Genomic DNA, 21,839 nt, shown 5'->3' with positions numbered 1-21,839 from the left:
TTCCTTTTTGGATGTTTGAAATAATAATTCATAATCTCCCCCGTCATTTTATCAGCCATGGCACTATGCTCAACCACTACTGCGACGGCAATTTGCGGGTGTTCTACGGGGCGAAAGCGATGAAAAGATGATTATTGCGTAGTCGTTTGGGAATATTGGTTCGGCTTTTGTCTTCATCGTGTTGATGACCATAAACTTGAGCGGTTCCGGTTTTAGCTGCAACAGAGAATCCCGGATGTTTGCCAAAAAATTCAGCACTACCCCAAGGTTTATCAACTACATCTTGCATAGCATGGATGACAATATCCCAGTTGAGCGGATTTTTTAATATCACCGGCGGCTCTGAAATAGGTGATTGGACTTTTTCATTTCCATTTAGCATGATGGTTTTTAATAACAACGAGGGACGATATCGTTTTCCCCGTTCAGCCAAGATGCTAACCGCTTGAGCCAGTTGCAAAGGAGTAACAAGGAAAAATCCTTCTCCAATACCCGTTTCTATGGTGTCTCCCGTATACCAAGGGTAACCTTTGACTCCCATTTTCCAATGTGGAGAAGGTACAAGCCCGGGGACCTCTTCAAGTAAATCGATGCCTGTTAAGTAACCAAAACCAAAGTGATGTAATATAGCGTCCATACGTTGAATACCTAAAGCTACCGCTAGGTTATAAAAATAAACATCGCACGAAACGGTAATGGCTCTACTTACATTAACCCATCCATGTCCTCCTACTCGCCAATCGTGATAAATATGGTGAGTGTTAGGTAGTTGAAACCAACCCGGATCATAAATTTGATATTGTGGGGTTATAATTCCCTCATCTAACCCCATTAACGCTAAAAAAGGTTTCACGGTTGAGCCAGAAGCAAACTGCCCCCGAATGGCTCGATTGTAAAGGGGGTGGTCGGGTGAATTTAGCAATTTTTGGTATTTTTCCTGACTTAATCCCGATACAAAAGGGTTGGAGTCAAAACTGGGATTAGTGACTAGAGCTAAAACTTGTGCCGTGTCCGGTTGCATAATGACGATAGCACCGCTTTTATCACCCAAAACCTTTTTTGCTTCGGCTTGTAATTTACTGTCAATAGTTAAATAAATAGTATCCCCAGGTACGGGGGAATTTCCTTTAAAATACGTACGACCCGTCCACTGGCATTGATTTCAGCCTCTTCAGCGCCCATTTTTCCATGAAGTTGTTTTTCATAGTATTTTTCAATACCGGTTTTTCCAATCACATCATTAGTGGTGTAACACTCTGCACCCACTTGATGTAATTCACGGGGATTGATTCGCCCCACATAACCTAAGACGTCGCTGGTAGTATCGGCCAGAGGGTAATAACGCATCATTTGTGTTTCAATACGCACAGTCGGAAATTGATAACTGTTAACATAAAAACGAGCAACTTCTTCGTTAGTTAATTTATATTTTATAGGAACGGGTTGATAAGGACGGTATTGATATAAAATATGATGAAATTGTTTCACTTCTTCGTTAGAGATTGGAATAATTTTTGTTAATCGTTTTATTATTTCATCCAAATGCTTAGTATCATTCGGAATAATAACTAATGTATAAGCTAGAATATCCTTCGCCAAAAGTACTCCATTTCGATCGAAGATTAACCCGCGGTTAGGTTGGATAGGTATAACATTTAATAAATTATCCTGAGACAATGTGGAGTAGAAGTAATGGCTTTTAATTTGGAGATAAATCAAGTGTCCTATAAGAGCAAAGACAAAGAAAAGAATAAAGAAAAACGCGCTAAAACTACGATTTTTAAATAATCGCGTTTCAAATTGAATATTTTTAAGGGCCAGTCGTACTTTTCTCATACGTTGATATTTTGTCATTAACGATGATAAGGATGATTGGCATATATTCCAAGCTCTATAAATTTGCTTTGCAATAATAATACAAACTAATGGATAAGGCAGAGTTAATTGAGTAAGGGAGCAAACCCAATTGGCTTTTTCAAAACAAAGAGGTGCGAGTCCTTCTGGACCTCCAACTAACAAATTTATTGCTCAACCTCTGTCCCGCCAGTCCGCCATTTTTTGTGATAAAATTAGTGTATAAAATTAGTGTATTAATTTCTTCCCTAGTTCTGATCATTTCACCCTCTTTAGAAATGACTTCAAGCAGAATTTAGTTTTCTTGAAGAATTATTTTTGCGAGATCGGCGTTTTTAGTCCACCTTAATGCTCGAATTTCAATAAGATTTAAAGCGAAATTCCGCGGTAGACGATCAACATAAGTTTAAAAACCCTTATTGACCCAATCTGATAACCTTTTCCCTATGGCAATAAGATTAATCTTCATAACGTTGACGAGCGTTTTCTACCATACTCCACAATTTTTCGAGACTATAAAAATTGCGGACTTCGGGAAGCATGATGTGGATAATCACATCATGTAGATCAATTAGGATCCATTCTGCTTCAGTTTCACCCTCTACTCCAAGAGGCCGTACTCCATTTTCTTTCGCCCGGCGAATGACCTTATCAGCTAATGCATTAGCGTGGCGTTTTGAAGTGGCACTACAAATGATGACATGATCGGCTAGATCAGTTAGGGCCGTGACGTTGAAGTCGCTGATTTGTAACCCCTTTTGCTCATCTAAAGTATTAATGACCAACTTAACAAGTTCACCACTTTTCATTGGCTATATATTACTCCATAAGGTAAAAATTCCCAATCATAGCTGGATTCCTCATTCCGAACAAGCTGGATCCAGAAGAGTTAAGGGTTACCGTTAATATCAAAATGTTAGGCAAAAATCCCGCAGAAGAGTCAAATAGGAAATAAAGAGGATTTCAGCTGTACGTTTCCAGACTCCCGGGAATATTAAAATATAACAATACCTTAATACTAGGTGGACTGCATTGCCAAATAGCATGTCTTGCTTGCCGATAATTGTGGTAGCAACCGTATTGGTGCATCCCGAAGAAATGACAGGGACGACGGGTAAATACCACAACAACTTATGTACTCTAACCCTTTCATGATGGCGCCAATGAAGATTCCCCTATTGGGAAACCCGAACAGGTTGATAACAACCCAGACTCCTCGGCGATAAGAATAATATTGAGCTAATTGAGTAGATTTGTTGATTTGGGGGGTGCCTGGTGTGGATAAAGTCGAACTTATAGGCAGCTAGTAGGGAAGCTACTAACAAAGTTGAAAAACACGATTTTAATTTTCCCACCCTACATAAAACTTTAGCATATCCTTGTCCGTAAATTCGCCTACGTAAATTATAACTAATTGATAATTAAAAATTTATTATTTTTTTTTAAATCCAGCGCATTTATCGATAAAGATCATACTTTTTTATGTATTCAAGTACCCTTTTAGGGAGCATGGATTCTACAGCCGAGTAATTATCTTTCGCTAAATAACCTCTAATCTCAGTGGCGCTAATTGGGTAAGTATGAAGTTGTTGAAACAATATTTTTCCTGAGAGAAATTCTGCCAGATCATCAGGATCTTCGGTTCGATGTTGCAGTAAGATTTCTAACCATTTCGCGGTAGGTAAATAGTAATTTTCTCGATTTATCACGATCAAATGACAATAAGTTAAAAATTCTGCATAGTGGTGCCAGAGATTAAAATCAACAAAAGCGGCAGTGGAAAGAATGAAACATAGGGAGTGATCGGGAAATGAATTTCGTAAATATTGGAGAGTATAAATGGTATAAGAAATTTCTTTTCTTACAACTTCGACATCATTAACAGAAAAAATAGAACGATTACTGATAGCGCGTTTTATCATTTCTAAGCGGTCTTTTGGACTGGCTATAGGTTGTGGGCGATGAGGCGGTTGTCCACAAGGATTAATTGAATGTTTTTGAAAGTAAGTTTTTCTACTAATTGACTAAGAATGGCTATGTGTCCGTTATGAATTGGATCGAATGTTCCTCCAAATAATCCTAATAATGGGAAGCTCATCGTAATTCCTTCCCTGCAATAGCTAAACTTAATGTCTCTAATTCTTGCCAAGCATTGCCAGGAATTACTCCCTTTATAATCCAATCTACTTGTTTTGAGTGTTGCAATAATTTGGCAATAAGTTTGGGATTGAGGCGTGAGAGCGCCATTTTCAAAGGTTGCTTACGCGTTTGCCATTGCGATGCTAATAATTGTGAGAGGGATTTTCCATTTTTAAATTCCTTAAAAAGCATATAAAGGTTGCGTAATTCATGGGTAAGCGACCACAATACTAAAGGAGCGGCTTCTTTGTCGACAAACTTCAAAGCTAACAAAATTCTAGTAACTCGTGATATTTTACCTAACAATGCAGCTTCTGTTAAATCGAAAATCGTAAAGCATGCATTATCATTAATGACAGCGCTTATGGATTGTGGGGGGATTGGTTTATTTTGATAAAGTAAACGCAATTTTTCTATCGTTTGTTGGGTGGCTAATAAATTTCCTTCCGTCAATTCTGCAAGAAGATTTATACTTTCCATATCGATAGTTAGATTAATTTTTTTAAAACGTTGTGCAATCCAGGTCGGCAATTCTTGAGTGGATATTGGCCAAAGTGGGATAACCGCCCCTAATTTAGAAATAGCTTTATACCACCTGGTTTTCTGTTGTGCGGCTGTTAGTTTGTTAGTAACAATTAGCAATCGTTTGTTAGGTGGCGGGTTCTCCAAATAGCGTAGTAATATTTGAGTTCCCCTCTCGTCAAATTTTGCTTGAGGGTTCCGTATTTCAATGAATGTTTTCTCACTGAAGAGATTAAAATTGTCGATAGCAGTGTCGAGTGCTTGCCAATTAAATCCCGTTTCAATAAAGAATAATTCTCCTTGCTGGAAGCCTTGCTGCTGGGCAGCCTGTCGAATGCTGTCCCGAGTTTCTTGTACCAAAAGCGGGCTATCTGAACATATAAGATAAATGGGTAAAAGTGATTTTTGGTTTAAATGGGTATCAAGTTGTTTGGATGATATTTGCATTTTACCTTCAGTTTAGCCCTCGCCCTCTTCCGCAAAGGGAAGGGGAAATAAAGTTCCCCACTATCTCCTATTGGGGGACGGGTGGGGGAAAGTAACTAAATCTTTATAAATCAAAGATACCATGGTTCTGGTCATCTCTTGCTTCATTAGTCGGGTAGCGTTAGGAGTATATATTTGATTAGCATTTTGTATTAACCGACGTCGTAAAGTTAAATTTTTAGGACCCATTAATATTTGCCCGTTGACTGTTTCTAAGTCAAAGTCAACACTTAATAAATAAGTGTAAAATGTTGCTGTGCTGCTATATAAAATAGCAGGGATGAGAGGTTCCCAATTGATATTAATAATTCGAAGGATAACCGGAGCGTCTTCTCTTGTTTTAGTTAAGTGGACGTTTAATGCTTGAAGCGTCCGGCTTAATTGAATAGTAAGTAGATTATAGGGATTAGGAGAATCGATATAAAGAATACAAAGATAGGGAGGAATATTATTGGGCGATCGTGGTTTAAATCCACATCCTGCCACTGTGCTACAAATAAGCGTACCAATTAAAAGAATGAAAATCGCTCGGATTTTATTTGCCATGCGTTTTATACCACGATGTTGACCAATTTTTGAGGTACGACAATGACTTTTTTAATTTTTTTATCAGAAATATAACGTTGGACATTATCTTGATTTAACGCAGCGTTTTCAATTAGTTCGTCCGAAGTATCCGAAGAAACTTGAATTCGAGCTCGTAATTTCCCGTTGATTTGAACAACCATTTCAACTTGAGAAGTTTGTAGGGCTTTTGAATCTGGCTTAGGCCAGGAAGAATTTAAAATATTTTCCCCAAATCCTAAAGATTGCCAAAGAAAGTGGGTAATATGAGGGGTAATAGGCGACAACAAGCGCAATAATATTCCCAAACCCTCATGAATTAAATGTGATTCTGCCTCATTGTCCGTGGTTAATTTCATAAGTAAATTTAAAATTTTCATTGTAGCCGAAACGACTGTATTAAATTGATAACGCTCTATATCGTTATTAGCTTGTAGTAAATGTTCATGTACCGCTTGTCGAATGCGCTTGTGCTCAGAAGTTTCCCATTGATAATAGTTTCGTTCTTTTTGCTGATTAATGGACAGTAGAGCATTTTTAACCCGATCGGAGAAACTCCACAATTTTTTTAGAAAACGGTGGGCACCTTCGACACCATTATCTGACCATTCTAAATCTTGTTCCGGTGGAGCGGCAAAAATTATAAAAAGCCGAACAGTATCCGATCCGTATTTTTTTACCAATGATTGAGGGGTAACTACATTTCCTTTGGATTTTGACATTTTTGCACCATCTTTTAAAACCATCCCTTGAGTAAGTAATCGTGAAAAGGGCTCATTAGAATTTAACAAACCAAGATCTCGGAGCACTTTATGAATGAAGCGCGCGTAAAGCAAATGCATGACAGCATGTTCAATGCCTCCAACATACTGGTCTACGGGAGTCCAATATTTAGCGCGATCATCTAGCATGGCACTATCTTGATCGGGACAAGTATAACGAGCGTAATACCAGGAGGATTCCACAAAAGTATCCATTGTATCTGTTTCACGTACAGCAGCTTTATCGCAGACCGGACATTTAGTTTTATAAAATTCGGGGCTCTCTTTTAACGGAGAGCCATGGCCAGTGGGAATTATATTTTCTGGCAATAAGACAGGAAGTTGATTTTCGGGTACTGGAACGGTACCGCAACTTTTGCAATAAACAATAGGAATGGGTGTTCCCCAATAGCGTTGGCGCGAAATACCCCAATCACGCAAGCGATAATTTGTTTGGCGATTACCGCGTTTGTGGGTTTTTAAATAATCTACAATGACATCGAACGCTTTTTCTGAGTCAATCCCGTCAAATGGTTCTGAGTTAAAAAGTTTTCCGGGACTAATATAAGCGGTTTGATCGTAATTCCATTCACTCTCGTGAGTAGGTTTAATAACTGGCTTAATGGGCAGATTGTATTTCAGAGCAAATGCATGATCACGTTCATCGTGAGCCGGCACTGCCATGATCTCGCCGGAAGCGTATTCCATTAAGACAAAATTCGCAATCCAGATAGGTAATTTTTCCTGAGTGATCGGATGAATGGCAAAAAGACCCGTTGCAATGCCTTCTTTTTCTTGAGTAGCTACATTCGCTTCCGCCACACATGTTTGTCCGCATTTTTTTAAAAAAGCAGCTACTTTTTACTTTTTTTAGCACGTGCTTTTGCAAGAGGATGTTCAGGAGCTATCACAATATACGAAACTCCCATGAGAGTATCTGGACGCGTAGTGAAAATCTCTAATTTATCGGAACTTTTTTCTAGAGCAAAAATTACTGTTGCCCCGTGAGATTGACCAATCCAATTCCGTTGCATTGTAATAACTTGTTTGGGCCACTCTTTCAATTTATCGAGATCTTTAAGAAGCTCTTCACTATAATTGGTAATTTTAAAAAACCATTGAGAGATTTCGCGCTGTTCTACAGCGACACCTGAACGCATCCCCGTCCATTAATTACTTGCTCATTAGCTAACACGGTCTCATCAACAGGGTCCCAATTAACGATGGAGTTTTTTTTGTAAGTGAGACCTTTTTTGTAGAGCTGGAGAAAGAGCCATTGTTCCCACCGGTAATAGCTAGGATCACAAGTAGCAATTTCTCGAGACCAATCGTAAGCAAAACCCAATTGTCTAAATTGTTTTCGCATTTTTTTTATGTTTCTACGGGTCCATTCCGCTGGAGGCAATTTTCGTTGAATAGCAGCATTTTCTGCGGGTAGACCGAAGGCATCCCATCCCATGGATTGTAAGACGTTTCGGCCTTTATGAAATTGGTAACGAGCAATTAGATCTCCAATAGTATAGTTGCGGACATGTCCCATATGGAGCTCCCCGCTCGGGTAGGGAAGCATTGCTAAACAGTAAAATTTTTCCTTGCTTAAATCTTCTTTAATTTCAAAGCATTCATTTTCTTTCCAGTAATTTTGGGCGGCTTGCTCAATATCTAATTGGGTATAGGGTGCATTCATAGTCAGCTAGCATACCTCAGTGGTTAAGCTGATGGAAGCAGCGCCGTAGCTTAAGGAAATATTAAATTTGATTAAAAAGTTGACTATTTGACTATTGTTAATAATATCCTATTCTACAAAAAATAATTGTTAAGGTAAAGAGAATTTCTATGGAGAGAAAGGATTTACCAAAACGGAGAGTGGTCTAGGAGCAGAATTGGTGTTTATTAGAAAAAGCAGGACTAGTTATTTGGCTCCTAAGAGTCCAATTTTATAGACCAGGGATGTTAATCCTCGTGTATCCTTCTTCATTTTTGCTCGAGAGCAAGCGTCATCAATTTTTTTTGCAGCACTTATCAAAATTAAGCCACCTTGACTACTTCATTAATATAAGTTTTTCTATAAGGGATTAGTAAAACGATTTGTCGATTTGTCGATTTTGTATAGATTTTGCTTACGAGTTTAGGGGAATCAGCTTAGGCAGTTTAATGAATGAAGGCTTATATTACGGGGGTAAATTCATTAGAGCATTAAACCTTTAAACAGCACTTCCCAGGCGACTGCATGGGAACATTATGTGGTATTCTAAACCGCTTTTCTGCTAAAGGTGGGTCAATGTAGTCGTCAATCAAAAGCTTTTTATTACTGATGAAGAGGGCAATTTCGTTAATGAATGGAATCCTTTTGAGGGCCCCTTTAACGGCAATCAAAAAAGCAGATTTTTATAAAATTATGTCTTTTTCTCTTCTGCTTATCAGCGAAATGCTTCTTCCATCACTCCTGTTTTAGCTCACCAGCTCTTATATAAAGAGGCATTTTTGTGGTTATCTTAGCGATAGGCGCTAATTTTTTCAGATTGGCTACACTCTTCTTTAGGAGGACAGGATACGGAAGGATCTGGAAGATTTTCTATACCATTCAATTATTCAAACATGCGGGAGACGGTTTATTTGATACCTTGTCTGCTATCCTCGTGTAACTTCATGAATCTCCCACAACAGCTTACGCTGATGCTTTTTTACAATGGTTAAAAAAAGGATTAGAAACCAAGCAAATTAAAGTAAATATAACCGATGCAGGAGTTCATGTAATTCGTGAAGGTATTTTTTAGAAAAAGCAGGTATTTAGAAAAAGCAGGTATATTTAAACAATATATCGATCTACACCTGAACACACCGGTTAATCTCTTCACGGTCTACCAACAATTCGGTAATTTATTTGGTCTTACGAAATTGAGCGGTAGCAATTATCGATTTGAACAACTTTTTTTGGAATATCCGGATTTTTCAAAAAATAAATTTAGCATCGATTTTATAAGCCCCTTGGGTACTAGAGCGAATTCAATTTGAGAGGGAGTGCTTATTGCTGATCCTAATTTAATTTTCACTCGAAGTGACATTCTTTTGGCAACACCCTATTTAAAATCTTTACCAAACACGAATCGGGCTAAAAATATTCCTTTTATTTCTTCTAAAACCCCTGATATGATACTTAAAATAAGCTCTAAATTAATTCTAGCAAAAGAAAAATAATTACTATCCTAATATAGGGTAGTAGTTCCATTTCATTAAGGGAGTTTTTCCACTCATTGGTGTTATTTGACCCGTCAAGACAATAAGTTTATTTTGTGGAACCGATTGGTGTATTTTTCCTGAGGGATCTATAATTGCAGTTATACCTGTGTTAGTGCTATAGATCAAATAACGTCCTGTTTCTAAAGCGCGCATCTGGGCAATTTGGAGTTGTTGAGCAGAAGCGATAGTGTCATTAAACCAACTATCATCGCTTAATACCATGATAAATGCTTTTCCCTCCATACTATTTAGTACTTCAAATGGATAAGCAATTTCATAACAAATAAAAGGAGCAAACGAAATATTTTTTGCATAAATAGCGGGCTGGTTCCATGGTCCGGAGCTTAAGTCTGACATAGGGATATCGAAATATTTTATTAGGCTAGAAAACAATCGGGTAAGCGGCAGGTATTCGCCAAAAGGTACTAAATGACGTTTTAAATAAAGTCCATGTCCCTCACCCAAAACTGTAAGCCCATTAAAAACTTGTTGAGTTTTTTCGTGATAAATTGGAATTCCAGAAATGAGAGCTGTTTGATTTTCCTTTGCTTTTTTATTCAAAGAATCCATAAAAGAAGGAATTTGTTCAGGATAAATGGGAATTCCGGCTTCGGGCCATACAATAATGTCACTCTGCCAGTGTTTGGATGTTTCTGCATAATAGGTGTGAAGAATTGAAAATAAGCGGTTAATATCCCACTTAATGGTTTGATAGATATTCCCTTGAACTATACTTACTTGGAGAATCTTTTTTTTAGGGTGGGTCCATTGTCTGGTTGTTAAACTTCCTCCCATAAGTAGTAAAATGACAATAACAAGAACGCTTAATATTTTTATTTTGATCTCTTTATGAAAAAATAAAAGATACAGACATCCACTAATTAAAGCCACAATTAAGGATACACCATAGACCCCAATAAGAGGAGCAAAACCCTTTAAAGGAAAATGAATTTGGCTGTATCCAAGAAAAAGCCAAGGAAAACCAGTGAACAATTCACTTCGAAGCCATTCCCAAATTACCCACCAAGCGGGAAAAGCAAACAATGAAGTTGTCACCATTGATTTGCGACGGAAAAGTAAAGAAAAGGAAAAACCCTGGATGGCAATAAATGCTGATAAAATAAAAATAAACAGGATAGTAATTAAAACTGCTAAAGGAACATTGGCATTTCCAAATTTATGTATGCTGACATAAATCCAGGAAGTCCCGATTCCAAAAAATCCCAAACCAAATAACCATCCTCGCCATAAACTTTGTAAAGGAGTGTAACGCTCCCAGATGGATAATAAAATTGCTGGCGAAATAAAAGCAATTGGAAACCAATTGGCTGGCGCAAAAGCTAGAGCTAAGAGAGCGCCAGCGAGTATTGCGAAAAGGTTAAAAAAATTTTATTCATTCTCAGCAATCTTCTGGGTTAAACGAAGTAATTGGATACTTCGTTTATTAGCTAACATGAAGGAATTAATTTCAATCACTTTCACCCCGTTTGGGTAGGTAACAAATTTGTTGCATGATATATCCATCAATCGTATCGAAATTTTCTTTACTAATTGTAGTTCCAAAATAATCGTTGAAATCTTCAATTGGCGTCAGTGCTTGGACGATAAATTCATTTTCACTAAGTTGAGTAATATTAGCTTCTTCCTCTACGACATCAGTTTTATTTTCAATACTACGGACAATTTGTTCCAAAACATCTTCAATAGTAATTAGTCTGGAAACGCCACTATACTCATCGACCACAATAGACATATGGTAGCGTTTTAATCGAAATTCTTTCAATAAAATGTCTAGCCGTTTACTCTCGGAAATAAAAACAGCCAGCCGTACGAGGTCTTTAAAATTTGAATTTTTACTTATTTTTCTTCAATAGTATATTGAAGAAAATCTTTAGCAAGTAAAATGCCAATCACTTCATCACGGCTTTCACTAATTACCAGAAAGCAACGAGAATTTTTGGAATCAATGATTAAGAGGGAGTGCTGACGGGAAGGGGAGGGCATCATGATTGATTACTACCATTTGAGCACGAGGAATCATGACATCACGAACTTTCATTTTGGAGACTTTTAAAACACCTTCAATCATTGCTAATGCTTCGCGATCGAGCAGTTCACGTTCTTTCACATCGTGAAGGAGTGCAATTAATTGTTCGCGGTCTTTGGGTTTTCGCAGTAAAACGTGACTTAATCGTTCTAGCCAGGATTGCTGCGGGTGTGGTTCGTCGCTCATTGTTTTTCACTGGTTATAAAAAGGGATTATTGTAACAAATATTACCCATCTTCATAAGGATCCTTATAGCTGAGATAGCCGAGCTGAGACAATATGTTAATTTCCAATCCTTCCATTTCTGCGGCTTCTTGTATTTCGATATGATCGTATCCTAACAAATGTAATACTCCGTGAATGACAAGATGGGCAAAATGAGCTTCTAAGGATTTATTTTGTGCCTCAGCCTCTTCGGCGACTATAGGAGCGCAGATAGCTAAATCTCCAAGTGAATCCGAGGACAAGCCAAGAATAGGGTCTTCGGAAAAAGACAAAATATTCGTGGGCCCTTTTTTGTGGCGATAAGTTTCGTTCAATGCGGCGCTTTCTTCGCGGTCAATAAAGCGAATTGTTAATTCGGATAAATTTTTATCCAAGGTTACTGGGACAAATTGAAAAGCAGTATTGACCCATTTCTGTAATTGCGAAAGAGTAGGAAGGGAAGAAAATTTGGTTGCATTTTGGACTTCAATATGAAGTTTCATTCTCTTCTTCGTATGCTTCGATAATCCGCTAAACTACAGGGTGACGAACAATATCATTTGATTTGGAAAAAGTAAATTGGATTTCATCAATGTCCCGCAATAGGGGAATAGCCTGTCTTAAACCGGACTCTGTATATTTGGGCAAATTAGTTTGGGTGCTATCTCCTGTGATTACAGCTCTTTAGAACGAAAACTTATACGAGTTAAAAACATTTTCATTTGTTCTTTAGTGGCGTTTTGTGTTTCATCTAAAATCAGAAATAAATCGTTTAATGTTCGCCCGCGTATATACGCCAATGGTGCAATTTCAATGTTTCCTTTTTTTAATAATTGATTTACTTTAACAAGCCCCAGCATCTCAAAAAGTGCGTCGTATAAAGGACGTAAGTAAGGATCAATTTTTGGGGGTTAAATCTCCAGTCAAATAACCAAATTTTTCTCCAGCTTCCACAGCAGGACGTGTTAACACAATGTGGGAAACTTCTTTTTTTTCTAAAGCTGCAATTGCACATGCAACAGCCAGAAATGTTTTCCCAGTTCCTGATGGACCAATCCAAAAATTAATATCATAATTCTGCATGGCATTGAGGTAATACTTTTGATTAAGGGTACGTGCCTTCACCCGTAATTGGCGGACTTTAAGTTCGTATTCCGCTTTTTCTTTATGCGAACTTTCAAGAGTTTGATAATTGATTTCTCGAATATGTAGCAAAACTTCATTGGCTGTAATATTTCGTCGATAAGCTGTTTCTTTATAAAGACTTTTCAACACTTCTGCCGCTTTGTCTACAGACTTGGAAATGCCAATTGGGAATGTCAATAATTTCGAAGTCATTGCCGCGATTATTAATTTCTACCCCGAGATAGCGTTCAATCAAATGCAAATTTTCATCTATAAATTTTCATCAAATTGACCGCAAAGCTTGGTGAGCCGTTTATTGTTATCTGACGTTAATTTGATCCGTCGCGTTGATTCAGAAGGTTCCAACTTATCGTCCTTCTTAACACACTTCGCCCCATAAGGAATTTAGGCGGGCTTCTTTAATTCTAATTGTCACCATTTTTCCAATCAATGCTCCTTCTCCTACAAAATTCACCACTCGATTATTTTCTGTTCGACCGCTGAGTTGATCAGGGTATTTTTTTGAGGGTCCCATAACTAAAACTCGTTGTTGAGTTCCTACCATCGATTGGCTGATTTCCGCAGCTTTTATTTGGATACGATTTTGTAAAATCGCTAAACGTTCTTTTTTAACCGTAAGAGGGACATCATCGGGTAATTGGGTAGCAGGTGTACCCGGGCGAGGACTATAAATAAAACTGAAAGAATGGTCGAAACCAATCTCGTGAATGAGATTTATGGTAGCTTGGAAATCTGACTCTGTCTCTCCCGGAAAACCGACGATAAAATCTGAAGAAATACTAATGCCAGGTCGAACCTGACGCAGTTTACGAATTTTGGATTTAAATTCGAGGGCAGTATAGTTACGTTTCATGGCCGCTAAGATTCGGTCAGAACCACTTTGGACCGGTAAATGGAGGTGATTGACCAGTTTGGGCTCTTCGGCATAAGCATCAATTAAATTTTCTGAAAAAGCAGAAGGGTGAGAAGTGGTAAAGCGAATTCTCTTTATTTCTTCGATGGCCGCCAAATAATGAATGAGTAAAGCTAAGTCGCTATCTGCCCGTCATGCATAAGACCACGATAATCATTAACATTTTGACCGAGCAAGGTAATTTCTCGAACGCCTTGCTGGGTTAAACTGACGACTTCGGCAATGACGTCATCAAATGGCCGGCTAATTTCCTCACCCCGTGTATAAGGGACCACGCAAAAGGTACAATATTTGCTGCATCCTTCCATAATGGAAACAAAAGCTGAGGGACCCTCTGCGAGAGGTTCAGGCAAGCGATCAAATTTTTCAATTTCCGGGAAAGTTATGTCTATAACCGATTTTTTAAATTGGACTACTTTCTTTAACAGTTCCGGCAATCGGTGTAAGGTCTGTGGCCCGAAAACGATGTCTACAAAGGGGGCACATCTTAAAATACTATCTCCTTCTTGGCTTGCCACACAACCTCCAACGCCAATGATCACATGAGGTCGTTTTTCTTTTAAGGGCCTCCATCGCCCTAATTCAGAAAATACTTTTTCTTGAGCTTTTTCTCGTACAGAGCATGTGTTAAGTAATAGAACATCCGCGCTTTCGAGATTAGAAGTCAACTCCAGGCCATGAGAAACATGAAGAACATCCGCCATTTTGGCAGAATCGTACTCATTCATCTGGCAGCCGTGTGTTTTAACGTAAAGCTTCTTCATGAGGGATCAAATTCTACACAGTAATCAATGCACTAATCAATATCTGGATTCATCTTTGGCAAAGCGTTAAGCATCATTCAGCTAAGATAACCTTTTTCGTTTTATTCAATGACTTTCCACTTCTTCATCGGGCACCGTCGTTGGAATACCCGTGGTCACTTCTTCTTCGAAACGAGCGAGTGTATCTTTCACATGCTTATCACTAGCTCGAAACGAAACAGCCAGATAAAGGGAAATAAGGGATAAAATACCAAGATATAAAAAATCCCAGCCAAAGGAGATCGCTTCGCGCCCTCCACCGTAAGAGCCTAAATAGGAAATAAGGCTCAGTCCAATTAGATAAGGCCACATCCAAAGAGAAGCGCGCCAATTCATATGGATGCCACGAGGGCGTTCAGAAAACAATCGATAAATGATGAAGAGCAAAAAAGAAACTACCAAACTAATTCCCAATTTAGAAACAACACCCCAGCCTGTCCAATATATGATGAGAGTACAAATATAAAAGCCAATGAAACTCCATATCGTTGCTAACGGTAAACGAAAAACTCGTTTGTGGTTTGGCAATTGATAACGCAGCGATAAACAACAAATAGGTCCCGTGATGTAAGAAAGGGCGATAATTGATGACATGAATTGCGCCATAGCATACCATCCTTGGAAGGGTAAGAAAAATGTCATGCCAACAATAAAATTAATAAGAACGGCTTTGGCAGGAATCCCTTTTTCATTTACTTCTTGCAAAAATTTAGGTAATTGGCGGTTAGTGCTTAATCCATACAAAGTTCGTGCTGCACTGGTACTATAGACAAGACCTGCGGCACTTGTGGCCACTAACGCATCGATATAAATCAAAATTGCCATCCAAGAGAGGCCTAGCGTCATCAAAAGCCCAGCTAAAGGTCTTGCATCACCAATAAAATGTATGTAGAGCCAACCTTTTGATAAGCTGTGAGGACTTAAGGCACCAATGAAACCAATTTGAAATAGTAAATGGATAATTAATACGATAGCTAAACTGCCAAGAATAGCGACCATAACAGTACGGCTTGGATTTTCTGCCTCCCCTGCGAGTTCCACCGCCTGTTTAAAACCATTAAAAGCAAACAAAATGCCTCCAGTGGCTAACGCAGCGAAAACTCCTTTCCAACCATTGGGGAGGAATCCACCGTATCGGAGATTAGCAAAATTATGTGGATGAAAAGCCACGATTATAAGCACAATAGCAGTCAAAATGGGAATAATTAACTTCCAAAATGAGAAAATGTTATTGAGACGAGTAATGAAGCGGATAGAATAAATATTAATCAAGCTAAAGCCCATCATCATGAACGTAGCGATAAGATAACCTTCTGAACTCAATCCATGTACGCCAGAGCCATGTTGGCGAATCAAATCGGGCCAGTAGTTGGTAGAATATTGGATCATCGCCTGAACTTCAGTGGCCGGGGCTGTCATTAAATTAAACCACGTAATCCAGCCAAAAAATAAGCTGACGAAGGTTCCATGAGTTAATTGGGGAAATCGCGTACTGCCCCCAGTAATGGGAAACATGGTGGCTGTTTCTGCATAGGTGAGTGCGACAATCACTACCAACACTCCCCCGAAAATCCAAGCTAGGATTGAAGCAGGTCCCGCTAAACGGCCCACGTACAAGGAGCTAAAGAGCCATCCGGAACCAATCATAGCGCTCACAGCAGACATCATTAAACCAATTGGACCAATGCGTCGTTTGTAAGCATGAATATTGTTCATAACATCTCCTGGCATGACCAGAAATTTAGAGGAGATAATTATCCACTAACTTCAAGCTCATGGCGCACAAACGCTAAGATTATAACTGCTTTCCCCTAGTGGGTTCAAATCACACTACTCCAGAATAATAAATGAACAAGCAAATGAAGAACCTCTAAATATAGTTCATAGTTCGAGCAAATGAGCTAGGGAGGGTTAGGGGGTCTTCCCAAATTATTACATTTCGTTCTCGCAATATATGGGTGACTTTTGAGTTAAAAAACAACGAACGAAATTTTCTTTCGCTTCTTGGTCGGTTTTCTTTTCGTTCTATTTCCTTTGGGCCTTTGATACAAAGTTTATGACTTGTGCCTCTTCTTGAGAAATAATCGATTGGGGGATTAGAAGGTTTTGTCTCGGGCTTAAGTAAAGCGATAACAAAATCTTTATGTTTGTTTTTTGCTGCTAAATAGAGGGCTTTCGAACCTTCCTAGGTTTGAATATTTTTTAAAGTATTTTTTAAGGTATTTTTATATTGAGTATTGAGGATTTTCTTTTTCGCTAAGAAAAAACCAGATGTTCCCCAAAGCTCCTACTAAAGCAGCAGCTTGAATCGGAGTTAACTCTTCAGGAGGAAGGAAGGCGGAAAGTCTACGCCTGCTTGCCCTAAGGCCAGGAGGCAATCCCAATGCCCGTTTTGAGCGGCTTCACAAGCTATCTCAGCTGCTTCTGCTATATTTTTATCTACTGCTGAACGGTCGGCAGAGTGAGTAAGTAATCAATAATTTCTTTCCAGCCATTTTTAGCCGCTATCGTGCTAAGATGGAAAAATTAGCGAAATTAAAGCTTATTTTTTGATCGCAAATTTGGCCAAGTAAACCGCTGGAAATAGTTTGCAGGTAATAACCGATGGATCCAGCCTGGTTATTGTGGCGAGTCAAAAAGCCGTAAAAAAATATAATTTGCCTATTTTTAGTGCGAATTAGAGATGTGCAATGGGCTCCTCTAGCACCCGAGGTAATAGGACTTAGACCTATTTTTTGCAGCGACTCTTTTTTGCAGCATAATCAATTGACCTTGAAGATATTGATTATTAGGAAATTAATGAAGCCTTTGTAGCTAGGCTTGTATAATGGCGTGGGTGTGGAACTAGTGGTGCGTGCTTAGTGCTTCATTTACTTAGAGATATTAAAACGTAAAAAAACCAAACGAGGCATTGCAGCTCTTTGCATTGGAGGAGGGTAAGGCGGAACAATGTTATTGGAGAGGGAATAATTATGGTTGAAAAATAAACTTACAAACATTGGCGGATGAAAACGGACGATGAAGAAATTCTTTGGCTTACGATTGACCGCGAAGATGCGTCGATTAATTCTATGAATCGAGAAATTTTCACAGAATTTGATCAGATTCTTGATTTCCTTGCAGACGAAAAACCTAAACCAGTTATTTTATTATCCATGAAGAAAATAGGATTTATTGCCTGTGCTGATATTAAACAATTTGTAGATTTAAAAAACGAAGAAGAAGCTTTTGACCTCATTTACCAAGCTTAATTAGTACTGGATAAATTGGAAGCTTTATCTATACTAACCGTTTACCATGATTATTGATTTTTGTTTGGGTGGTGGCTTAGAAGTGTCTTTAGCATGTTGCTATCAGGTGGCTAAAGATGATAAAGCCACGATTATTGGCTTTCCGGAAGTAAAATTAGGAATTCATCCAGGATGGGGCGGTACCGTTCGTCTGCCTAAATTGATTGGTGCACCTAAAGCAATGAACATCATGTTGCAGGGTGAGGCTATTTCCGAAAAAAGCTCCTAAATTAGGTATTGTGGATGTAGTAGCCGGTGTGCTGCCCACATGAATTAAAGCGCACTGCTGATTATCTGATTATTTCGCTTTACAAAACCTACTCCCCAGTTAATCGGCCCCATTATCCTACCCCTTATGCTATCGTGGATAATTGGATGAAATCTGGTGTTAGTCAAGATCCTTATTTAACAGAAGCCAAATCTATTGTGAAATTAATGCTCATAGAAAATAGCAGTTATGATGCGGGTGTGATGGGGAGGGGTATTCCAGCTTGATGTACTCTTCAGAGAATGCAGGTAACTTTACAAGATCCAATCCGCGAAAAAACTAGTTCCAGCCATTAGGCGAGCCTATTCTTTGTATAAGAAAAAGTTGGAGGTGCCTCGATTAATCCAAAAAGTGATGGATCGTTTACAACCCGATGCAGCAGGGAACGGGATTCGTACGGCAGATTTAATTATTGAAGCTATTTAATTATTGAAGCTATATTTAAAGACCTAAAAGTAAAACAGAATCTCTTTAAATCAATTAAGCCGAAATTAAAATCGGAAGCTATTTTAGCAACAAACAGCATCCAGTCTTTCTTTGGATGAGCTGACTTCGATTTTAAAAAATCCAGAACTATTAGTAGCGATTCATTTTTTCAACCCGGTAGCAAAAAAACCGCCCTTGGTTGAAGTGGCGAAAGGTCAAAAAACGGCTCCTGCTATTTCTGAAAAGCGGTAGCTTTTGTAGGGGCGATTGATAAATTGCCTTTGTCCGTTAGCATTAGACTGAGTTTTTTTAGTTAATCGGGCAATTATGGCGTATTTGTTAGAAGCTAATCGATATTTAACGGATGGATTTTCTATGGAATTAATTGATAAGGCGGCAGTAGATTTTGGAATGCCAGTGGGGCCTATTGAATTAGCGGATCGAGTTGGATTGGATATTTGTTTGTCGGTAGCCAATCATTTGAACGCTTTTTATGAGGATGAAATTCCTTAAAGGTTGGAAGCTTTAGTTAAAGAGGCTATCTCGGAGTGAAAACTAGCCAAAGATTTTATCAGTATCGAGACGGAAAAAGGCAGGAACAAAAAAATGTGTCGAGTGAGTCTGCTAATTTCTGATTTGACGAATCGATTAATATTACGACTTTTAAACGAAGTAATGAAATGTTTGCATGAAAGTGTTGTTGGCAATGAGGATCTGGTAGACGCCGGAGTTATATTTGGTACAGATTTCGCACCTTTTCGTAGAGGGCCTATTTATTATGCTAAAAGTATAGGTATGAAAGAAATAATAAAAACTTTAGAACACTTGAAGCAACAATACGGTGAGCGATTTGCTCCTAGAGTGGGTTAGCAATGAGTTTATACCCTGCAGAGCAAGAGCCCCTTTCTTATTTAATTGGCCAGTCTTTGAAAATATTACGGAGTTATTTTTAAAGCAATATCCTGTAACTCTACTGGTCGTTGTCATTAAAAATCTGTATTCGCATTTGGGAAGTATATCTTCCCACCATTGGTTGTATTTGATCCTATTTTTCATTATCGTTTTGTTAGAAATTTATCTGTGGGCGGTCGATTTGTATGAAGCCGATGCGATTTTTAAGAGCATACTGATAAAATTAATTCAAGTATTTAGAAATGTCTACTTTAAGTTCTCATTAGTGTATTCGGAATTTTTTATTTTTATTATTGGTGCTTGTTTATTATTTTTTATTGGTTACTTCTTAAGTAATTTAATTGCATTATTTTTTTTGTGCATCAACTTTTTTTCCAAGCTTTGTTAGTATTAGTTTTTATTGGCTTCCCTTTGATGATTTTCTTTGTTTTATTTTTTCCTTTTGTACTCTAATTGGTGTTGAAGCGGATGAGTGTATGGGAAGGATTTTATTTAAAGTGCACGCTAGGTAGGGTAGGATATAAAAACTGGTTACGAGTTTTTATCTTATATATAATCTGCCTATCTGTTTTTTCTTCTTATTGTTTTACCAACGACTTTACGTGGTAAATGGCTAATGGAGCATCATTTAAGTTTAATTTTTTGATGCCATTATATTTTTAGTTTTTGGACCGTTTTTAATTTACCATTTTGCTTTTAAACGACTTGCGATTACCCTAGGAGGGTATACATTAATCGCAATGAGTTTGAGAAGATTTATCTTATTTTAGTCGACTAGGTATAGGTAAAAAGTATCTGTTAAATTCTTCCAGCACTGCTTGGTTTTCACTCCATAATTTTATTTCTAAATAGTGGGATCGGATACAATATCAGTGGGATCGGATACAATATCCCAAATTGGACTGGGAATCGGGGATTATTTTTTCTAACTGACTGGCTAAAAGCCCTTCATTAGCCTTAATTAACAAGCCAAGATTTTCAATAAATTTTGTAAGGATAGTTTTTTTTCTGCAATTTCGGCAAAACAAGGTCGTGAAAAATAGGAAACCATTATTTTTGGTGGCCCTGGTAACATAAAAATGTGTTTCTCTTGGTGCTGAAAATAACAAGCTGTTGCTGTTCCGTTAGTGTTGTGGATGGGTTCGGCACCTTTTGGTAATAATCGCTTGTTGACGATTAGTGTCCAGAATAGGGTATCCTTTGAATAGGGTATCCTTTATTTAGTAAGTTAATCAACAATCCATTGCCAAGCTTCCTCACGAAAAACTAAGTGACAACCTAAAGTGGATGAAAGAACATAACGCGTGCGATAATCAAAAGTGGGTCCAAATTTTCCAATCGTAATCAATCAAGGCAAGGCTTCGTGATTGGAAAATAAATAACGAATGGCTTGCTCAATTTCTTGTTGATCATCCTCAACGATAATTCGCTGACCGGGCTGGATATTATTTTTAATAATATAGAGTATGAACAAAATGAATGGTATTTGTTTGAAGGGTATCCCCGTTGATAAGCTTTTTCCCGATAGCAACGAAATCGACTCGTTTTTTTATTCCGACCATTCGTGTTCTAGATATTGAAGCTTGTTAGGGGTATCCGCCCAATCATCAGCGTCTTCCGGAGCTTCTTTTTTGGCAGTAATAATAGGCCACTGCTTGGCAAGTTCTGCATTGAGTTTTAGAAAAGATTGCTTTTCTTCGGGTAAGTCGTCTTCAGAAAAGATAGCATCGACGGGGCATTCCGGAACGCAAAGATTGCAATCAATGCATTCGTCGGGATCGATGACCAGCATGTTGGGTCCTTCGTGGAAACAATCTACAGGACAGACTTCCACGCAGTCTGTGTATTTGCAACGTATACAATTATCGATTACAATAAAGGTCATATCATAATAGCTCCCTAGAAATTATAGTGTAACGAACAATATAATTAAAGCTATAATATTAATTGCCCTAAAATTAAAATCGTATCTCTATACGAAAAACAACTCAGTGAGCACTTATGGTAACGGCGGATGATATCAAAAATTGGATTGAAGCTGGTTTGTCCGAGAGCCAAGTTGTTTTTGCGGAGGGAGATGGGCAGCATTTTGAAGCAGTGGTTTTATGTTCTGCATTTGAAGGAAAAAACCGAGTAGCTCGTCATCGTATGGTTTACGACGCTCTTGGGAATCGCATGAAATCCGATATTCACGCCCTTTCTTTAAAAACGCATACGCTGGATGAGTATAAAACGATTCCCAGCTAAATCTGGCTTAGTGATTT

Annotated in this window: 23 protein-coding genes and 6 pseudogenes; 12 read left to right on the top strand and 17 right to left on the bottom strand. The window is 38.2% G+C overall.

The annotated features are described in order from the left end of the window. The 3 genes and pseudogenes from mrdA to rsfS all read right to left on the bottom strand — a co-directional run. Nucleotides 1-1,836, bottom strand: a pseudogene (gene mrdA / locus B1F79_RS01430) (penicillin-binding protein 2); the annotation flags it as partial. 96 nt (nt 1,837-1,932) lie between these two features. Beyond that, nucleotides 1,933-2,019, bottom strand: a pseudogene (locus B1F79_RS01425) (23S rRNA (pseudouridine(1915)-N(3))-methyltransferase RlmH); the annotation flags it as partial. 293 nt (nt 2,020-2,312) lie between these two features. Continuing rightward, nucleotides 2,313-2,663 (bottom strand): ribosome silencing factor, encoded by a 351-nt coding sequence (gene rsfS, locus B1F79_RS01420; RefSeq protein WP_251365698.1) that lies wholly within the window; start codon nt 2,661-2,663, stop codon nt 2,313-2,315. Between the two features lie 223 nt (nt 2,664-2,886). Between rsfS and B1F79_RS06255 the strand changes: the two genes are divergently transcribed. Continuing rightward, the gene (locus tag B1F79_RS06255) at nt 2,887-3,009 is read left to right on the top strand and encodes a hypothetical protein (protein WP_285896348.1); all 123 of its coding nucleotides are present in this window, start codon (nt 2,887-2,889) and stop codon (nt 3,007-3,009) included. 302 nt (nt 3,010-3,311) lie between these two features. On the opposite strand, the gene B1F79_RS01415 is transcribed toward B1F79_RS06255, so the two are convergent. From B1F79_RS01415 to leuS, 5 genes and pseudogenes are all read right to left on the bottom strand, one after another. Further along, nucleotides 3,312-3,803, bottom strand: coding sequence for a nicotinate-nicotinamide nucleotide adenylyltransferase (locus tag B1F79_RS01415; protein ID WP_251365702.1), 492 nt, complete (start codon nt 3,801-3,803; stop codon nt 3,312-3,314). After that, nucleotides 3,800-3,952, bottom strand: coding sequence for an adenylyltransferase/cytidyltransferase family protein (locus B1F79_RS01410; RefSeq protein WP_251365697.1), 153 nt, complete (start codon nt 3,950-3,952; stop codon nt 3,800-3,802). Before B1F79_RS01410 ends, B1F79_RS01415 begins: the two co-directional genes overlap by 4 nt. After that, complete coding sequence (holA, locus tag B1F79_RS01405; protein WP_251365696.1) at nt 3,949-4,962, bottom strand: DNA polymerase III subunit delta; 1,014 nt, start codon at nt 4,960-4,962, stop codon at nt 3,949-3,951. The genes B1F79_RS01410 and holA overlap by 4 nt, the downstream gene beginning before the upstream one ends. Before the next feature lie 60 nt (nt 4,963-5,022). Continuing rightward, the gene (locus B1F79_RS01400; protein ID WP_251365695.1) at nt 5,023-5,547 is read right to left on the bottom strand and encodes an LPS-assembly lipoprotein LptE; all 525 of its coding nucleotides are present in this window, start codon (nt 5,545-5,547) and stop codon (nt 5,023-5,025) included. A 5-nt stretch (nt 5,548-5,552) separates the two neighbouring features. Continuing rightward, nucleotides 5,553-8,013, bottom strand: a pseudogene (leuS, locus tag B1F79_RS01395) (leucine--tRNA ligase). A 1,033-nt stretch (nt 8,014-9,046) separates the two neighbouring features. Between leuS and B1F79_RS01390 the strand changes: the two are divergent. Together B1F79_RS01390 and B1F79_RS01385 are read left to right on the top strand one after the other, a co-directional pair. Next, nucleotides 9,047-9,103: a hypothetical protein gene (locus B1F79_RS01390; RefSeq protein WP_251365701.1), complete on the top strand. Its 57-nt coding sequence runs from the start codon at nt 9,047-9,049 to the stop codon at nt 9,101-9,103. Nucleotides 9,104-9,347: 244 nt separating this feature from the next. Continuing rightward, the gene (locus B1F79_RS01385; RefSeq protein ID WP_251365694.1) at nt 9,348-9,524 is read left to right on the top strand and encodes a hypothetical protein; all 177 of its coding nucleotides are present in this window, start codon (nt 9,348-9,350) and stop codon (nt 9,522-9,524) included. 3 nt (nt 9,525-9,527) lie between these two features. Here the strand turns inward: B1F79_RS01385 and lnt are convergent, their stop codons facing one another. The 7 genes and pseudogenes from lnt to B1F79_RS01350 form a co-directional block, all read right to left on the bottom strand. Continuing rightward, nucleotides 9,528-10,871, bottom strand: coding sequence for an apolipoprotein N-acyltransferase (gene lnt / locus B1F79_RS01380; RefSeq protein ID WP_251365700.1), 1,344 nt, complete (start codon nt 10,869-10,871; stop codon nt 9,528-9,530). A gap of 163 nt (nt 10,872-11,034) precedes the next feature. Next, nucleotides 11,035-11,349 carry a transporter associated domain-containing protein gene (locus tag B1F79_RS01375; protein WP_251365693.1) on the bottom strand — a complete coding sequence of 105 codons (315 nt, stop codon included), beginning with the start codon at nt 11,347-11,349 and terminating at the stop codon, nt 11,035-11,037. A 180-nt stretch (nt 11,350-11,529) separates the two neighbouring features. Further along, on the bottom strand, nt 11,530-11,799 hold the full coding sequence (locus tag B1F79_RS01370) for a CorC transporter family protein (protein WP_251365692.1): 270 nt from the start codon (nt 11,797-11,799) through the stop codon (nt 11,530-11,532). Nucleotides 11,800-11,840: 41 nt separating this feature from the next. Further along, nucleotides 11,841-12,320, bottom strand: a complete 480-nt coding sequence (gene ybeY / locus B1F79_RS01365; RefSeq protein WP_251365691.1) for an rRNA maturation RNase YbeY — start codon at nt 12,318-12,320, stop codon at nt 11,841-11,843. Nucleotides 12,321-12,348: 28 nt separating this feature from the next. Beyond that, nucleotides 12,349-13,308, bottom strand: a pseudogene (locus B1F79_RS01360) (PhoH family protein). A gap of 13 nt (nt 13,309-13,321) precedes the next feature. Continuing rightward, nucleotides 13,322-14,640, bottom strand: a pseudogene (gene miaB, locus B1F79_RS01355) (tRNA (N6-isopentenyl adenosine(37)-C2)-methylthiotransferase MiaB). Nucleotides 14,641-14,745: 105 nt separating this feature from the next. Next, nucleotides 14,746-16,395 carry an APC family permease gene (locus tag B1F79_RS01350; RefSeq protein WP_251365690.1) on the bottom strand — a complete coding sequence of 550 codons (1,650 nt, stop codon included), beginning with the start codon at nt 16,393-16,395 and terminating at the stop codon, nt 14,746-14,748. Nucleotides 16,396-17,516: 1,121 nt separating this feature from the next. Here B1F79_RS01350 and B1F79_RS06760 point away from each other — a divergent pair. The 8 genes and pseudogenes from B1F79_RS06760 to B1F79_RS01315 form a co-directional block, all read left to right on the top strand. Further along, nucleotides 17,517-17,619: pseudogene (locus B1F79_RS06760) on the top strand (hypothetical protein); the annotation flags it as partial. Between the two features lie 65 nt (nt 17,620-17,684). Further along, nucleotides 17,685-17,930 (top strand): hypothetical protein, encoded by a 246-nt coding sequence (locus tag B1F79_RS01345; RefSeq protein WP_251365689.1) that lies wholly within the window; start codon nt 17,685-17,687, stop codon nt 17,928-17,930. A 46-nt stretch (nt 17,931-17,976) separates the two neighbouring features. Next, nucleotides 17,977-18,198 carry an enoyl-CoA hydratase-related protein gene (locus B1F79_RS01340; RefSeq protein WP_251365688.1) on the top strand — a complete coding sequence of 74 codons (222 nt, stop codon included), beginning with the start codon at nt 17,977-17,979 and terminating at the stop codon, nt 18,196-18,198. Nucleotides 18,199-18,224: 26 nt separating this feature from the next. Continuing rightward, the gene (locus B1F79_RS01335; RefSeq protein WP_251365687.1) at nt 18,225-18,464 is read left to right on the top strand and encodes a hypothetical protein; all 240 of its coding nucleotides are present in this window, start codon (nt 18,225-18,227) and stop codon (nt 18,462-18,464) included. 198 nt (nt 18,465-18,662) lie between these two features. Then, nucleotides 18,663-18,782, top strand: a complete 120-nt coding sequence (locus B1F79_RS06550; RefSeq protein ID WP_308159714.1) for a 3-hydroxyacyl-CoA dehydrogenase NAD-binding domain-containing protein — start codon at nt 18,663-18,665, stop codon at nt 18,780-18,782. Beyond that, nucleotides 18,775-18,915, top strand: coding sequence for a 3-hydroxyacyl-CoA dehydrogenase NAD-binding domain-containing protein (locus tag B1F79_RS01325; RefSeq protein WP_251365686.1), 141 nt, complete (start codon nt 18,775-18,777; stop codon nt 18,913-18,915). The genes B1F79_RS06550 and B1F79_RS01325 overlap by 8 nt, the downstream gene beginning before the upstream one ends. A 75-nt stretch (nt 18,916-18,990) precedes the next feature. After that, the gene (locus B1F79_RS01320; RefSeq protein ID WP_251365685.1) at nt 18,991-19,176 is read left to right on the top strand and encodes a 3-hydroxyacyl-CoA dehydrogenase family protein; all 186 of its coding nucleotides are present in this window, start codon (nt 18,991-18,993) and stop codon (nt 19,174-19,176) included. 93 nt (nt 19,177-19,269) lie between these two features. Next, a complete protein-coding gene (locus B1F79_RS01315) occupies nt 19,270-19,533 on the top strand; it encodes a hypothetical protein (RefSeq protein ID WP_251365684.1) in 264 nt (87 codons plus the stop codon). 1,390 nt (nt 19,534-20,923) lie between these two features. Here B1F79_RS01315 and B1F79_RS06250 read toward each other — a convergent pair. Both B1F79_RS06250 and fdxA read right to left on the bottom strand, forming a co-directional pair. Next, complete coding sequence (locus B1F79_RS06250; RefSeq protein WP_285896347.1) at nt 20,924-21,049, bottom strand: hypothetical protein; 126 nt, start codon at nt 21,047-21,049, stop codon at nt 20,924-20,926. Nucleotides 21,050-21,124: 75 nt separating this feature from the next. Beyond that, entirely contained in the window at nt 21,125-21,460 is a 336-nt protein-coding gene (gene fdxA, locus B1F79_RS01310) for a ferredoxin FdxA (RefSeq protein ID WP_251365683.1), read from the bottom strand. 116 nt (nt 21,461-21,576) lie between these two features. On the opposite strand from fdxA, the gene B1F79_RS01305 reads away from it, so the two are divergent. Next, nucleotides 21,577-21,822, top strand: a complete 246-nt coding sequence (locus B1F79_RS01305) for a BolA family protein (RefSeq protein WP_251365682.1) — start codon at nt 21,577-21,579, stop codon at nt 21,820-21,822. Nucleotides 21,823-21,839: the final 17 nt, after the last annotated feature.

The organism is Coxiella-like endosymbiont of Rhipicephalus sanguineus (assembly GCF_018687865.1).
This window is presented reverse-complemented; position numbering and strand designations above follow the sequence as displayed.